The 13704-nt window shown below is 65.9% G+C and carries 18 protein-coding genes; 11 read left to right on the top strand and 7 right to left on the bottom strand.

Translation table 11 applies throughout. The features are described 5' to 3' along the window. The 9 genes from VL752_RS05505 to VL752_RS05465 all read left to right on the top strand — a co-directional run. Positions 1-440 (top strand): FKBP-type peptidyl-prolyl cis-trans isomerase (locus VL752_RS05505; protein ID WP_325352974.1); only part of this gene is annotated, 440 nt, incomplete at its 5' end. After that, on the top strand, positions 437-1441 hold the full coding sequence (locus tag VL752_RS05500) for a DNA polymerase III subunit delta' (protein ID WP_325352976.1): 1005 nt from the start codon (positions 437-439) through the stop codon (positions 1439-1441). The genes VL752_RS05505 and VL752_RS05500, both read left to right, overlap by 4 nt. Then, positions 1438-2976, top strand: a complete 1539-nt coding sequence (gene metG / locus VL752_RS05495; protein ID WP_325352972.1) for a methionine--tRNA ligase — start codon at positions 1438-1440, stop codon at positions 2974-2976. Before VL752_RS05500 ends, metG begins: the two co-directional genes overlap by 4 nt. Positions 2977-2978: 2 nt before the next feature. After that, complete coding sequence (locus tag VL752_RS05490; RefSeq protein WP_325352970.1) at positions 2979-3761, top strand: TatD family hydrolase; 783 nt, start codon at positions 2979-2981, stop codon at positions 3759-3761. Next, the gene (locus tag VL752_RS05485; RefSeq protein WP_325352968.1) at positions 3758-4549 is read left to right on the top strand and encodes an MBL fold metallo-hydrolase; all 792 of its coding nucleotides are present in this window, start codon (positions 3758-3760) and stop codon (positions 4547-4549) included. Before VL752_RS05490 ends, VL752_RS05485 begins: the two co-directional genes overlap by 4 nt. Before the next feature lie 87 nt (positions 4550-4636). Further along, complete coding sequence (msrP, locus tag VL752_RS05480) at positions 4637-5593, top strand: protein-methionine-sulfoxide reductase catalytic subunit MsrP (protein ID WP_325352966.1); 957 nt, start codon at positions 4637-4639, stop codon at positions 5591-5593. Beyond that, a complete protein-coding gene (locus tag VL752_RS05475) occupies positions 5590-5901 on the top strand; it encodes a hypothetical protein (RefSeq protein WP_325352964.1) in 312 nt (103 codons plus the stop codon). Before msrP ends, VL752_RS05475 begins: the two co-directional genes overlap by 4 nt. A gap of 58 nt (positions 5902-5959) precedes the next feature. Continuing rightward, positions 5960-6316 carry a DUF779 domain-containing protein gene (locus VL752_RS05470; RefSeq protein WP_413788761.1) on the top strand — a complete coding sequence of 119 codons (357 nt, stop codon included), beginning with the start codon at positions 5960-5962 and terminating at the stop codon, positions 6314-6316. 9 nt (positions 6317-6325) lie between these two features. After that, positions 6326-6967, top strand: coding sequence for an FMN-binding negative transcriptional regulator (locus VL752_RS05465; protein WP_325352961.1), 642 nt, complete (start codon positions 6326-6328; stop codon positions 6965-6967). 76 nt (positions 6968-7043) lie between these two features. On the opposite strand, the gene uxuA is transcribed toward VL752_RS05465, so the two are convergent. Then, on the bottom strand, positions 7044-8216 hold the full coding sequence (gene uxuA, locus VL752_RS05460; protein WP_325352959.1) for a mannonate dehydratase: 1173 nt from the start codon (positions 8214-8216) through the stop codon (positions 7044-7046). Positions 8217-8336: 120 nt separating this feature from the next. Between uxuA and VL752_RS05455 the strand changes: the two genes are divergently transcribed. Beyond that, positions 8337-9122, top strand: a complete 786-nt coding sequence (locus tag VL752_RS05455) for an SDR family NAD(P)-dependent oxidoreductase (protein ID WP_325352957.1) — start codon at positions 8337-8339, stop codon at positions 9120-9122. A gap of 70 nt (positions 9123-9192) precedes the next feature. Here the strand turns inward: VL752_RS05455 and VL752_RS05450 are convergent, their stop codons facing one another. Both VL752_RS05450 and VL752_RS05445 read right to left on the bottom strand, forming a co-directional pair. Beyond that, a complete protein-coding gene (locus VL752_RS05450; protein ID WP_325352955.1) occupies positions 9193-9492 on the bottom strand; it encodes a hypothetical protein in 300 nt (99 codons plus the stop codon). A 96-nt stretch (positions 9493-9588) separates the two neighbouring features. After that, positions 9589-9834 (bottom strand): hypothetical protein, encoded by a 246-nt coding sequence (locus VL752_RS05445; protein ID WP_325352953.1) that lies wholly within the window; start codon positions 9832-9834, stop codon positions 9589-9591. A gap of 323 nt (positions 9835-10157) precedes the next feature. Between VL752_RS05445 and VL752_RS05440 the strand changes: the two genes are divergently transcribed. Next, positions 10158-10331: a hypothetical protein gene (locus tag VL752_RS05440; protein ID WP_325352951.1), complete on the top strand. Its 174-nt coding sequence runs from the start codon at positions 10158-10160 to the stop codon at positions 10329-10331. Between the two features lie 15 nt (positions 10332-10346). Here VL752_RS05440 and VL752_RS05435 read toward each other — a convergent pair whose 3' ends face one another. The 4 genes from VL752_RS05435 to VL752_RS05420 form a co-directional block, all read right to left on the bottom strand. Beyond that, a complete protein-coding gene (locus VL752_RS05435) occupies positions 10347-11141 on the bottom strand; it encodes an ABC transporter permease (RefSeq protein WP_325352949.1) in 795 nt (264 codons plus the stop codon). Then, positions 11131-12009, bottom strand: coding sequence for an ABC transporter permease (locus tag VL752_RS05430; protein WP_325352947.1), 879 nt, complete (start codon positions 12007-12009; stop codon positions 11131-11133). Before VL752_RS05430 ends, VL752_RS05435 begins: the two co-directional genes overlap by 11 nt. A gap of 14 nt (positions 12010-12023) precedes the next feature. Beyond that, positions 12024-13169 carry an ABC transporter substrate-binding protein gene (locus VL752_RS05425; RefSeq protein WP_325352945.1) on the bottom strand — a complete coding sequence of 382 codons (1146 nt, stop codon included), beginning with the start codon at positions 13167-13169 and terminating at the stop codon, positions 12024-12026. A gap of 1 nt (position 13170) precedes the next feature. Beyond that, positions 13171-13704: ABC transporter ATP-binding protein (locus VL752_RS05420; protein WP_325352943.1), on the bottom strand; the 534-nt coding region annotated here is incomplete at its 5' end.

Here is a 13704-nt window from a genome sequence, read left to right as displayed (position 1 = left end):
TTCTGCCCCCCGCTGCCGCACTGCTCCTGATGGGCCTGTCCTCGGCCGCCCTGTCTCCCGCGGCCTTTGCCGATAGCGCGCCCGCCGGCTTCACCACCCTTTCGGATGGCGTGATGATGCATGACGACACCCTGGGCACCGGCGCCACCGCCCAGTCCGGCCATCTCGTATCCGTGCAATATACCGGCTGGCTCTACGTCAACGGCCAGAAGGGCCAGAAGTTCGACAGCTCCTATGATCGCGGCCAGCCGTTCAAATTCGTGCTGGACAATGGCCAGGTGATTCCGGGCTGGGATGCCGGGGTCCAGGGCATGAAGGTGGGCGGAGAGCGCACGCTCATCATCCCGCCCGATCAGGCCTACGGCGATCAGGGCGCGGGCGACGCTATTCCGCCGGGCGCGACTTTGATGTTTGACATCAAGCTCGTGGGGACGAACTGACCGCGCCGCTTCCGCGCGAAAATCCCGATCTGCTCGGCCATGAAGCGGCCGAGCGGCTCTGGATGCAGGCGCGGGCAAGCGGAAGACTGCACCATGCCTGGCTGATCACCGGCACCGAGGGCATCGGCAAGGCGACGCTTGCCTACCGGCTGGCGCGTGCCCTCCTCGCCGGGCGGGGGCCGCATGAGAGCCTGGCAATGGACCCGGCCGATCCGGTGTTCCGTCGTGTCGCGGCCGGCACCCATGCCGGGTTGATGACGGTCGAGCGTGGCGCGGACGAGAAAACCCACAAGCTGCGCCGCGAGATCGTGGTGGACGAGGTGCGCGCGGTGAGCCAGTTCCTGCGCCGCACGGCCGGGGAAGGGGAGCACCGCGTCGTCATCGTCGACGGGGCGGAGCACATGAACACCAATGCCAGCAATGCCCTGCTGAAGCTGCTGGAGGAGCCGCCCACCGGCGCGCTGCTCCTTCTCGTCTGCCACGCGCCGGGCCTGTTGCCGACGACCATCCGCAGCCGTTGCCGAAGCCTGCGCCTGCAGCCGCTGGCCGAACGGGATGTGGAAACGCTGCTCAGCCGCTACGTGCGGGATCTCGTGGCGCCGGAACGTGCCCAGATGGCGGCGCTTGCCGAGGGCTCGATCGGACGGGCCCTGAGTCTGTCGGAGGGCGACGGCCCAGCGATGGCCGCCCAGGTCGCGCGCGTCCTTGAAAGCCTGCCGCAGGGGCTTGCCGCACAGGCGGTCGCGGACCAGGTGGGACGGGATGACGCGGCCTTCTCCCTTTTCATGGATCTGCTGCGCCAGTCGGTCGCGGGCGTGGTGCGCAAAGGCGCGCGCGGCACGCCGGACAGCCATCAGGCGGTCCTGCTGACCCGCCGTTCCATTGAGGGCTGGGGTAAGGTATGGCAGGCCCTGACTCAGATACAGGACGAGACCGAACGCTTTGCCCTCGACCGCCGTCAGGCGGTGCTGGCGGGGCTGAGCCTGATGGCGGGAACATGACCAGACGCTTCTACGTAACGACCCCGATCTATTATGTGAACGGAGCGCCGCATATCGGCCACGCCTATACCTCCATCGCCGCGGACGTGCTGGCGCGGTGGAAGCGGCTGGACGGGTATGACGTCTTCTTCCTCACCGGCACGGACGAGCACGGCCAGAAGGTGGAGAAGGCGGCGCAGGATGCCGGCGTCGACCCGCAGACCTTCACGGACGCGGTGGCCGAGCAATTCCAGGCGCTGGCCGCGACACTCGGCCTGTCGAACGATGATTTCATCCGCACGACGGAGGAGCGCCACAAGCGCGCCTGCGCCGCGCTCTGGACCAAGCTTGTGGAGGCCGGAGAGATCTACCTCGGCCATTACGAGGGCTGGTACGCGGTGCGCGACGAAGCCTTCTACGGCGAAGATGAGCTGACCACCAATGCCCACGGCATCCGCGTCGCCCCTTCCGGCGCGCCGGTCGAATGGGTGCGCGAGCCCTCCTACTTCTTCCGTCTCTCCGCCTGGCAGGATCGGCTGCTCGCCCATTACGACGCGAACCCCGATTTCATCGGCCCCCATGCCCGGCGCAACGAGGTCACGAGCTTCGTGCGCGGCGGCTTGACCGATCTTTCCGTCAGTCGCACCAGCTTCCGCTGGGGCGTGCCGGTGCCGAACGACCCTGCCCATGTCATGTATGTCTGGCTGGACGCGCTGACCAATTACCTGACCGCCACCGGCTATCCGGACGCAGATGCGCCGCGCGCGGCATTCTGGCCGGCGGATGTGCATATGGTGGGCAAGGACATCATCCGCTTCCACGCCGTCTACTGGCCAGCCTTCCTGATGGCCGCCGGCATTCCGGTGCCCCGCCGCGTCGCTGCCAATGGCTGGTGGACGGCGGAAGGCGAGAAGATGAGCAAGTCGCTCGGCAATGTCGTCGAGCCCAATGCGCTGATCGGGGAATTCGGGCGCGATGCCGTGCGCTTCTTCCTGCTGCGCGAAATGCCCTTCGGCAATGATGGCGATTTCAGCCGTCGCGCGCTGATCTCGCGCCTCAATGTCGAACTGGCGAACGATCTCGGCAATCTCTGCCAGCGCAGCCTGTCGATGATCGCACGCAATTGCGAAGGCCGCCTTCCGGCCGCGCCGAACCCGCCGGCCGAAGCCGACGTTGGACTGCTCGCGCAGGCGCAGGCGCTGCCCGCGCTGCTGGGTGCGGCGATCGAGACCCAGTCCTTCCACGTCGCCTTGGAAGAGGCCTGGAAGGTCATCCGGGCGGCGAACGCCTATATCGACCATCAGGCGCCCTGGGCGTTGAAGAAGACCGACATTGTGCGCATGGGCGAGGTGCTGCGTGTGCTGGCGGATGTCATCCGCCACATCGCGACCGTGCTGCAGCCCTTCATGCCGGACAGCATGGAGCGGATGCTCGACCTGCTGGCCGTCCCCGCCGAGGCACGCAGCCTGGCGGGGCTTGCCACGCCGATGATGGATGGCATGACCCTGCCGGCGCCGGTCGGGATCTTCCCGCGCTTCGTGGAAGAGGTTGCCTGAGCGTGCTGATCGATAGCCATTGCCATCTCGACTATTTCAAGGACGAGGAGCTGGACGCGGTGATCGGCCGCGCCCATGCGGCCGGGGTGGGGGAGATGGTCTCCATCGGCACCAGCCTGGAACAGAGCCGGCGCATCCTGGCGATGGTCGAGGATCGGCCCGGCATCTGGTGCTCCATCGGCATCCATCCCCAGCATGCGCATGAGGAGCCGGTGCCGGCGGTCGAGACCCTGGCCGGGATGACGCGGCATCCGAAGGTCATCGGCATCGGCGAAACCGGGCTCGACTATTTCTACGACACCGCGCCGCCGGATGTGCAGAAGGCCGGGTTCCGCGCCCATATCCGTGCCGCCCGCATGGCGGGCGTGCCGGTCGCGATCCATGCCCGCGATGCCGATGCCGATATCGCGGCGATCCTGGCGGAGGAGCGGGCAGAGGGCGGGCCTTTCGACTTTCTCCTGCACTGCTTCTCCTCGGGTCGCGGGCTCGCGGAAGCAGCGCTCGAGATGGGCGGCTATCTCAGCTTCTCCGGCATCCTGACCTTTCCGAAATCGACCGAACTCAGGGAGATCGCGGCGGAGGTGCCGGCGGATCGGCTGCTGGTCGAGACCGACAGCCCGTATCTCGCCCCCGTGCCCTTCCGTGGCAAGCGCAACGAACCCGCCCATGTTGCCCATACGGCGGCCCGACTTGCCGAGGTCAGGGGAATCACGACAGAAGCATTGACCGAGTTGACGGCTGTCAACTTTCGCCGCCTCTATCCGAAAACGGTCGCCGCGGCATGAAGGCCATCGTTCTGGGCTGCGGCGGCTCCGCCGGGGTGCCGCTGATCGGCGGGGCCGACGGGCGCGGGGACTGGGGCGTCTGCGATCCGGGCGAGCGCCGCAACCGCCGCACCCGTTCCTCCATCGTGCTGCAGGGCAATGACGGGCGGCGCATCCTGGTCGATACCTCGCCGGACATGCGCATGCAGCTGGTCGACCACGGCATCGGGCAGATCGACGCAATTCTTTATACCCACTCGCACGCCGATCACATTCTGGGCCTGGACGATGTCCGCATTCTCAACCGCATCATCGAGCGGCCGATGCCGGTGCGGGCGGATACGCATACGCTGGCCGAGCTTGAGCGACGCTTCGACTATGCCTTCCTGCCCTGGCGGCCGCCCGGTTTCATCCGCCCCGTGCTGGAGCCGGAGCCCGTGCGCCCCGGCGAACGCACGACCCTTGCTGGAATGGAACTCGCGGTCTTCGAGCAGGACCACGGGTTCGGCGTGACGCTCGGCCTTCGCCTCGGCCGTTTCGCCTATTGCACCGATGTCGTCGACCTGAACGAAGCCGCCTGGGAAACGCTTGCCGGTGTCGAGACCTGGATGGTCGATTGCTTCCAGCGCGAGCCGCACCGCACCCATGCCTGGCTCGCCCTCGTGGTCGAATGGGCCGCCAAGCTCGGCGCGAAACGCACCATCCTTACTCATATGGGGCATGACATGGATTGGGGCTGGATGATGCGGAACCTGCCGCGCGGGTTCGAACCGGCCTATGATGGAATGGAAATCACCATCCCCGAGTGAGCCGGACGGTCTTCTGCGACGGTCCATGAAACCTCCGGCCGCCCGTCAGCGTATAGAGACGTGGACAATGCGGAAGGAAGAGGCCCGATGCTGATCAAACGGCGGCAAGGATGGGAAGCCCCGGGGCGCGACGTCACCCCGGAAGCGGCCTTCTTCGGGCGGCGTGCCGTCATGAAGGGCGCGGGGGCGATCGGTGGGGCGCTCGGTCTCGGCCTCAGCCTCAGCCCGGCTCTCGCCGACGAGGCTCCGCCGCCGGGCATTCCGGCCGCCGCCATGCGCTTCAAGCCCGGGCGGGCGCTGACGGCCGAGAGGGTCGCCGAGACCTACAACAACTTCTACGAGTTCTCGACCGACAAGGATATGTGGCGGCTGGCCCAGAAATTTCCCCAGCGGCCCTGGTCGATCAGCTTCGACGGCATGGTGGAGAAGCCCTTCACCATCGGCATCGACGATCTGCTGAAACAGATGCAGGTCGAGGAGCGGGTCTATCGCCACCGCTGCGTCGAGGCCTGGGGGATGACGGTGCCCTGGAGCGGCTTTCCGCTCGCCAAACTCGTGGCGCTCGCGAAACCGACCTCGGGCGCCAAGTTCATTGCCTTCACCAGTGATGAGAACCCGAAGGTGATGCCCGGCCTCGACGGGTTCATGCCCTGGCCCTACGTGGAGGGGCTGACGCTGGCCGAAGCCAATAACGAACTCGCCTTCATCGGGACGGGGCTGTACGGCAAGCCGATGCCGCCGCAGAACGGCGGTCCGATTCGCCTCATAACTCCTTGGAAATACGGCTTTAAGTCCGGGAAGTCGATCGTTAAGGTGAGCTTCCTGGAGAAGCAGCCCAAAACCTTCTGGGCGGAGCTCGGCCCTGACGAATACGGCTTCTGGGCCAATGTGAACCCGGGCGTGCCGCATCCCCGCTGGAGCCAGGCGCAGGAGCGGCTGATCGGCACCGATCAGGTCGTCGATACCCAAATCTACAATGGCTACGGGGAGTGGGTCGCTTCTCTCTATGCTGGGATGCCGCAGACGCGTAAACTCTTCATGTGATCCTCGTACGCATCCTCTCCGTCCTCGCAGCCGCCTTCCTGGTGGCGGCTTTCGCCGTCGCCAGCATCTGGCCGCCGGACATGCTGCTCAAGACCCTGCTTTCCATGGTGGATGCCACGATCGTTCCGGACATGCAGAAGGCGATCGAAGGCGGGGTCTCGCCGTGGATCTGGACCAACCTCGTCTGGCCGCTGCTGCAACGTCCGGCGTGGTTGCTGCCGACAGCTGTCGGGCTCATCTTCTTCGGTGGTGCGATCAGTTTTTCCGGATCGCGCGGAAGCACCCGCCCGCGCCGCTGGCGGGGATGAAGAACCGGCCGCGGCAAGCGGCCGAAGGGCAGAGAGGTTTCGGACCATGGGACAATCTGTGGAACGTGTGCTGGCAACGGATGCCGCGCTCGATCTGATCGCGACGCTGGCCCGCGAGAACGGCCCCATTCTTTTCCACCAATCGGGCGGCTGTTGTGATGGGTCCTCGCCCATGTGCTACCCGGAAAGCGATTTCATGACCGGGGACAGTGATGTGCGGCTGGGCGAGATCGGCGGCGCGCCCTTTTTCATGAGCCGTTCCCAGTTCGACTACTGGAAACACACGCAGCTCATCATCGACGTCGTGCCTGGGAAGGGCGGCATGTTCTCGCTGGAGAATGGTCGTGGCGTGCGGTTCCTCACCCGCTCGCGTGTTTTTGCCGACGATGAGGTCGGGCAGCTTTCCCCGATCTGAAGGAGTTCCATGTATCTGCCGCGATCTTTCCGGGAGGACGAGCCTGCGCGCATTCAGGCGGCGATCCTGGATTACCCCTTTGCCCAGCTCGTAACGTTCGGGGAAGGCGGGATTTCCGCGACACCCTTGCCGCTGATGCTGGACGCCGATGCCGGGCCGCAGGGCAGCCTCATCGGCCATCTGGCGCGGGCTAATTCGCAGTGGAAGACAGCCGATGCCGCGGTCGAGGCGTTGGCGATCTTCTCCGGCCCGCAGGGCTACATCACCCCCTCCTGGTACGAGACCAAGCGCGAAACCGGCCGCGTCGTGCCGACCTGGAACTATGTCTCGATCCAGGTGCGCGGACGCCTGTCGTTCCATGAGGATCCGGAGACGCTGCTCGACATCGTGACCCGGTTGACCGAGAGGCACGAGGCGGGGCGCGCGGCGCCTTGGGCGGTGGCTGACGCGCCGGCGAATTTCATCGCCAGCCAACTGCGTGCGATCATCGGGCTGCGGCTGGAGATCACGGCGATCTCCGCCAAATGGAAGATGAGCCAAAACCGTACCGAGGCCGACCGCGCCGGGGTAGTCGAAGGCCTCAGGGCCGAGGGCAGCACAGCCGCCGAAGCAGTGGCCGATGCCGTGGCCGCCGCGATGGCGAGAGATTGAAACCCTGCCGCGTCATCCGCGGGCGAAGCCCGCAGATGACGCCGTATCGAGAGTTAGGCGTGCCCGGCGGAAGGCCTTACCCCACCGCTTCCAGCGTTGTCATGACGCCGCGGAGTTCGGCGAGGCCGCGCAGCCGCCCGATATAGGAATAGCCCGGGTTGCTGCGTCGTTCGCCATCGAAGCCCATGAGATGGCCGTGGTCGGGCCGCATCGGCACTGGCGCGGTCTCGCCAGCCGCGGCGCGGCGGCGCTCCTCGCGCAGGAGGATGCCGATGAGTTTCACCATGTCGACGTCACCGCCGAGATGGTCCGATTCCGTGAAGGACCCGTCGGGGTCTTTCGCCACGTTGCGGAGATGGACGAAGTTGATCCGGCTCGCAAAGCGCTCCGCCATGGCCGGCACGTCGTTGTCCGGCCGCGAACCGTAGGAGCCTGCGCAGAAGGTGAGCCCATTCGCAGGCCGGTCCACCGCTGCCAGGATCGCGGCCGCGTCCTCCGCCGTCGAGACGATGCGCGGCAGGCCAAACAGGGAGAACGGCGGGTCATCCGGATGGATGCCGAGTTTGACACCGACTTCCTCCGCCACGGGCACGACCTCGCGCAGGAATTCCATGAGATTGGTGCGCATGTCAGCGGGCGTCACGCCGTCGAATTCGGCAATGCGGCGGGCGATACCGTCCCGCGTGTAGCTATCCTCACCACCCGGGAGACCCGCGATGATATTGGTCTCGATCTGTGCGATTTCGCTGTCGGTCTTGCGCGTGAGGACCTCGCGCGCGCGGTCCAGGAGTGCCTGCGGATAATCGCCTTCCGCACCAGGGCGCTTGAGAACGAACACGTCGTAGCCGACGAATTCGAGCATGTCGAAACGCAGCGCGCGCCCGGTATGCGGCATTGCATACATCAGGTCCGTGCGTGTCCAGTCCACCACCGGCATGAAATTGTAGCAGACGGTGGGGATGCCGGCGCGGCCGAGCGCGGCGAGGCTGTCCTTCCAGGCGTCAACATACTGCCGGTAGGGACCGGTGCGCAGCTTGATCGACGTCGCGACCGGGATCGATTCGCAGACGCTCCACCGCAGGCCGGCCGCTTCGATCATGCCGCGGCGTTCGGAGACGTCCTCCACCGTCCAGGCTCGGCCGTCATAGATGTGGTGCAGTGCGGTTACGATTCCCGTCGCACCTGCCTGCCGCACATGGGATAGCGGCACGGGATCATCCGGTCCGAACCAACGCCAAGTCTGCTCCATGTCGCGCTCCCTCCGCCTCCGCCTTTTGGCGCAGGCTCCGCGCTTCCCCGCCCTCCGTCAACCGTTGCAGTGGGCCAGGGAGCTAGGCGAGAAGGGCATACAAAGCTGGGAGGCAAGGCAATGAACGAATCCCCGACGAAAGTAGTGCTGGTCACGGGCACGACCGGGATCGGCCGGGCGACGGCGCTGAAACTCGCGCGCGACGGCTATGCCGTCATGGCGCTCGGCATCGACGCTGAGGGCAATGAGGGCCTGGAGACCTTGGCGGTCGAGGAGGGGCTGACGGTCACTGTCCGCCGCGCGGACGTCTCCGACCCGGGGGCGGTGGCCGGGGCGGTCACCGAGACGGTGGAGATCCATGGCGGGTTGGACGTCATCGTCAACGCTGCCGCCATCCATCCCTACGGCGATGCGGTGGAGACCAGCCATGAGACCTTCATGCGCTGCCTGGGCGTGAATGCCGGCTCCATCCATCTCACGGCACAGTTCGGCGTGCCGGCGATGCGACGCCGTGGCGGCGGGGTGATCGTGAACCTCTCCAGCGTGCAGGGCTTTGCCTGTCAGGCCGGGGTGATGGCCTATGTCGCGTCCAAGGGCGCGATCCACGCCATGACGCGCGCCATGGCGCTGGATTTCGCAGGCGATCAGATCAGGGTGGTCTCGATCAGTCCGGGTTCGATCCGGACGCCGATTCTCACGCTGGCGGCCCAGACCTTCGACGGTCCGGATGCGGATGTGGAGCGTGCCTTCGCGCGTTTCGGCGCGGCCCATCCCCTGGGTCGCATCGGCGAGCCGGAGGAGGTGGCCGACCTCATCGCCTTCCTCGTTTCGCCCAAGGCGGCATTCATCACCGGCGCCGATTTCAAGATCGACGGCGGGCTGACCGCCGGCATCGGCGTGCGCTAAACAAAAAGGGCGGCGATGCCGAAGCATCGCCGCCCTTGGTGTTCAAGCTCCGCGAAAGGCGAAGGCGAGATTAGCCAGCCTGGCCCGGCTTGAGGAGCTGGAAGCTGCCAGCCGGAACCTCGGTGGCGCCGGCCTGGGTGCTGCCGAAATCCTGCGCGCCAGCGGTGGCCACGGTCTCGCCGGGCTTCAGGGTCACGAGGCCGACGGGCTGCTGCACGGCAGCCGGGGCGGTGGTCTCGGCCACGGGGGAGGCAGCTTGGCCCGGCTTCAGCGTGATCGCATTCGGGGCAGCATACTGCTGGGCGAAGACGGCCGTGCTGCCAAGAAGCATCAGACTTGCAGTTGCGGACAGGAAAATACCGGTTTTCATGATTGAGCTCCAATCTGCCTAAAAATTCGTCGCGTCGCCCGACAAATGAGCGGTAGCGGTTGAAAGCGATATGGTGCACTGCGGCGATCGGAGTAATCAGCCTCGCCGCATATCATTCATAAGTTCGGACAAGGATGGGGAGCGGGCGGCCGGAGGGCTGGCGGGTTCGCGCGGCCGCTCGATCAGGGAAAACTCAGTCTCCACCGCCGCTGCAACGCGAATTGCTTCCTCAGCGAGGCGCCGCAGATCGACCGGATGCGTGCTGCGACGGGACCGTTTCGACAATGCAGCCATGACCGTGCCGACGAGGCCTTGATGCGGCTGACCCTTGAATCCGTCCATGACACTCCCCCGTTCGCCCTGACCAAGACTCGAACAAAACAGGAACAACGGCCAAGGGCAAGATTTGATTCGGCGCCGCCGGACGCATCTCCCGCGTCTTCACGCAGGGATGATCGCCGGGACCCAGCCGGTGGGCTCGGGGCGCGCTTCACGACCCGCCTTGACGCCCCCGACTTCCGTAACGGAAACGCCCTGATCGTCGGTGAAACGTGAAAGGTTAGCGGTCCGATCTGCAGGCAAGGATGGGCGACATTGCGCCACTTGCCATGTTATGATGATTGTATCGATCTCGGTTGGAACGCGCCGGGCCGGAGATGCCGCCTATGCCCTTCGATGGAACCAATTTCCACCAGCCGCCACCCTCGCAGCCCGGCCCCGAAATGCCGAGCGACAAGGTGCTCAGCCGCTTCGTGCTGTTCTTGGCGATCGTCCTGATCGTGACACCCTTCTCAATGTTCGGTCTGGTCGATCTCGTGCACGCGCTCATGGGCAAATAGGCGCGGCCGCCGCCCCTATTTGTGCAGCATCGCCGCCCGGCCCATGAGGCGCTGGGCGAGCAGCACCGGCCCGATCGTGAGCAGGATCACGACGAAAACCACGACATTCACTTCCGGCAGATGCTGGCCGAGCCGGATGGCACCGAAGATCCACAGCGGCAGGGTAGTCTGCGCCCCCGCCGTGAAGGTGGTAACGATCACCTCGTCGAAGGAGAGCGCGAAGGCGAGCAGCGCGCCCGCGCCGAGCGCGCTCGCGATCATCGGCAAGGTGATGAGGCGGAAGGTGCGCAGCGGCCCGGCGCCGAGATCGGCCGAGGCTTCCGCCCAGGAGCCGGGCAGGCGGCGCAGGCGGGCGACGACGTTGTTGTAGACGATCACCGTGCAGAAGGTCGCGTGGCCGATGACGATGGTCCAGAACGACAGGTTCATTCCCCAGAGGACGAAATAGGAATTCAGCGCCATGCCGGTGAGGATGCCGGGCAGGGCGATTGGCAGCACGACGGCGAAGGAGACCGTTTCGCTGACCGCCCCGCGCAGCCGTTGGACGGCGAGCGCCGTGAGCGCGCCCATGAGCATGGCGAGGGCCGTGGCCACTACCGCGACCTCGATGGAGAGGAGCAGGGCACCGCGCACCTCGCCATCGCGCCAGGTCATGACGAACCAGTGCAGGCTGAAGGCGCCGATCGGCCAGCCCTGGATGTTCGAGGCCGAGAAGGCATAGAGCATGATGATGGCGACGGGGATGAAGAGGAAGGCGAGGATGGCGCCGACCGCCGCCCAGAGCAGGTATTTTCCGACGCTAGAGGGCATCGAAAGCCCCCATCCGGCGGGCAACGAGCAGGTATCCGGCCATGACCAGCAGCGGCAGCAGGGCAAAGGCGGCGGCGAAGGGGATGTTGTTGGAGACGCCGACATTCACATAGACGACGTTGCCGATGAAATCGGACCCCGGGCCCCCCACCAGGAGCGGCGTGATGTAATCCCCAAGCGTCAGCGAGAAAGTAAAGATCGAGCCCGCGACAAGGCCGGGCAGTGCCAAGGGCACGATGACGCGGCGGAAACTCCGCCATTCCGCCGCGCCCAGATCCGATGAGGCCTCAAGCAGGCTCGGCGGGATGCGCTCGAGCGATGCGAAAAGCGGCAGGATCATGAAGGGCAGCCAGAGATAGCTGAAGACGATCCACATCGCCCAGTTGGAATAGCCGATGGAAGCGCCCGGCAGCCCGAGCCCATGCAAGGCCCAATTCAGAGCGCCGTCATGCGCCAGGATGAGCCGCCACGCATAGACGCGTGCGAGGTAGCTCGACCATAGCGGCAGCATAACCAGCGCCATCAGCACGGCCCGCAGCCGCGGCCCGGCGTGCCGCGCCATGACATAGGCGAAAGGCCAGGCGAGCAGCGCATCCGTGATCGTCACCGCCGCCGCGATGCCGACGGTGCGGAGCGCAATGCGGCCATAGGTCCAGCCCGTCATCAGCTGCCGGAAATTGTCCAGCGTCCATCCCGGTTGGATCTGTCCCGACAGTTCATCGACCGTGTGCAGCGAGGAGACGAACATGGCGGCGAGTGCAGCGAGGTAGAAGAGCAGGAACCAAAGGGCGGGCAGGGAGAGCAGGGCGGCCGAGCGCAAACCGGGGCGCCGCCACAGCAGCGCCCCCATGCCGGTGGCCAGGGTCACTCTGCCCAAAGCGCTCAGCCCTTCACCTGCTGCCAGGCCCGTTGCCAGGCGCCGTAGTCCAGACAGTCATCCTTGCCATTGCCGCAGGCCTTCAGGGGCGTTTTCCAGAAATGGATCTGGTCGAAATAGCTTGCCGGCGCATCGGCATGATACTGCTTGCAGGCGCCGGCCTGCTGGCTGTCCATCTCCGCGCAGGCTTTCGTATTGGCCGGCGTCTCGCCGAAATAGATCGCTTGTTGCGCCTGCACCTTGGGCGTCGTCACGTAGTTGATCCATTCATAGGCGCAGTTGGGATGTGGCGCCTTGGCCGAGATCATCCAGGTATCGGCCCAGCCGGTGACCCCTTCTTTCGGCAGCGTATCGGCGACCGGCACTTTCGCCGCCTGCAGCGTGTTCGTCTGATAGGGCCAGGCCGCACCCATCGTGACGTCGCCATTGCGGAACAGGTCGATCTCGTCCGAGGCGAGCGCCCAGTATTTCCGCACCAAGGGCCGCTGTGTCTTGAGCAGCTTCACCACGCCGTCCATCTGCGGCTGCGTCAGCTCATAGGGGTCCGTGATGCCGAGGGAGGGATCGGTCTTGGAGAGATACAGCGCGGCATCGGCGATCTGGATGGCATTGTCCGGCACCGTGATCTTGCCCTTGTTCGCCGGGTCATAGAGCACGGACCAGGAGGTCGGCGCCGGGCTGACCTTGGCGGTATTGTAGAGCAGCACATTCGGTCCCCATTCGTAGGAGACGCCGTAATGCACGCCCTTCACGGTATTGAAGTCGGGCCCCTGCAGCGCGGGAATGAAATCCTTCCAGGCCGGGATGAGGGACATGTTGATGGGCTGGACGTTGTGGCCGTAGATCAGCCGCAGCGTCGCGTCTCCGCTGGCCGAGACGAGATCATATTGCCCACCGCCGCCCGAGCGCATCAGCGCCACCATCTCATCCGAGGAGCCCGCGTATTTTCGGTTGACCTTGCATCCCGTCGCGGCCTCGAACGGCTTTACCCAATCATCCTGGGCGTAGCCTTCCCAGGCGACGATGTTGAGCGCACCTTCGCCTTTGCCGATGGCGGCAAGCGGCTCGGCGGCCATGGCGCCCTGCGCCAGAGGTAGCACCAGCGCGGCGGTCAGCGCGGCCAGGCGTGTCAGCGACGGTCTCATGGTCATGCTACTCCCTTGAAGCGGCGGTGGATGAGAGGCCCCAGGCGGCGCTGGGTGCCCAGGCGGCGACAACGGCATCGCCCGGTGCCAGGCGCGGCGCCTCGGCCGAGAGGCCGGCATTCTGTTCGACGGCGGTGAGACGCGTACCGTCCGCGCAGTTAAGCAGAAAGCGCGTCGCCATGCCGAGATAGCTCGCGGCGGTGACGGTGGCGGGGAGGCTTTCCATCCCATCCGCCCGGCTGCCCGGAGGCAGAAGGCGGATCTTCTCGGGGCGCAGTGCGAAGTGCCGGCCGTCGCGCGTCAGAATATTGGTGATGCCCACGAAGCCCGCGACGAAGGCCGTCTGCGGCTGCTCGTAGAGCAGCCAGGGGGTGGCGACCTGCTCGATGCGGCCATGATTGAAGACGGCGATGCGGTCACTCATCGTCAGCGCCTCGTCCTGATCGTGGGTAACATAGATGAACGTGATGCCGGTTTGCTGCTGCAGCGCCTTCAGCTCCACCTGCATCTGGTGGCGGAGTTTCAGGTCCAGCGCGCCGAG

The sequence above is a fragment of the Acidisoma sp. genome, assembly GCF_035492295.1.
GTDB lineage: Bacteria > Pseudomonadota > Alphaproteobacteria > Acetobacterales > Acetobacteraceae > Acidisoma.
Note: the sequence above shows the minus strand (reverse complement) of the source record. Positions and strands in the feature narration are given on the sequence as shown.

Coding starts and splice junctions, on each gene's coding strand:
- VL752_RS05440 (WP_325352951.1), top strand. CDS start 10,158: ATGCCCTTCGATGGAACCAATTTCCACCAGCCGCCACCCTCGCAGCCC.
- VL752_RS05485 (WP_325352968.1), top strand. CDS start 3,758: ATGAAGGCCATCGTTCTGGGCTGCGGCGGCTCCGCCGGGGTGCCGCTG.
- VL752_RS05465 (WP_325352961.1), top strand. CDS start 6,326: ATGTATCTGCCGCGATCTTTCCGGGAGGACGAGCCTGCGCGCATTCAG.
- VL752_RS05425 (WP_325352945.1), bottom strand. CDS start 13,169: ATGACCATGAGACCGTCGCTGACACGCCTGGCCGCGCTGACCGCCGCG.
- VL752_RS05435 (WP_325352949.1), bottom strand. CDS start 11,141: ATGCCCTCTAGCGTCGGAAAATACCTGCTCTGGGCGGCGGTCGGCGCC.
- VL752_RS05450 (WP_325352955.1), bottom strand. CDS start 9,492: ATGAAAACCGGTATTTTCCTGTCCGCAACTGCAAGTCTGATGCTTCTT.
- msrP (WP_325352966.1), top strand. CDS start 4,637: ATGCTGATCAAACGGCGGCAAGGATGGGAAGCCCCGGGGCGCGACGTC.
- VL752_RS05445 (WP_325352953.1), bottom strand. CDS start 9,834: ATGGACGGATTCAAGGGTCAGCCGCATCAAGGCCTCGTCGGCACGGTC.
- VL752_RS05455 (WP_325352957.1), top strand. CDS start 8,337: ATGAACGAATCCCCGACGAAAGTAGTGCTGGTCACGGGCACGACCGGG.
- uxuA (WP_325352959.1), bottom strand. CDS start 8,216: ATGGAGCAGACTTGGCGTTGGTTCGGACCGGATGATCCCGTGCCGCTA.
- metG (WP_325352972.1), top strand. CDS start 1,438: ATGACCAGACGCTTCTACGTAACGACCCCGATCTATTATGTGAACGGA.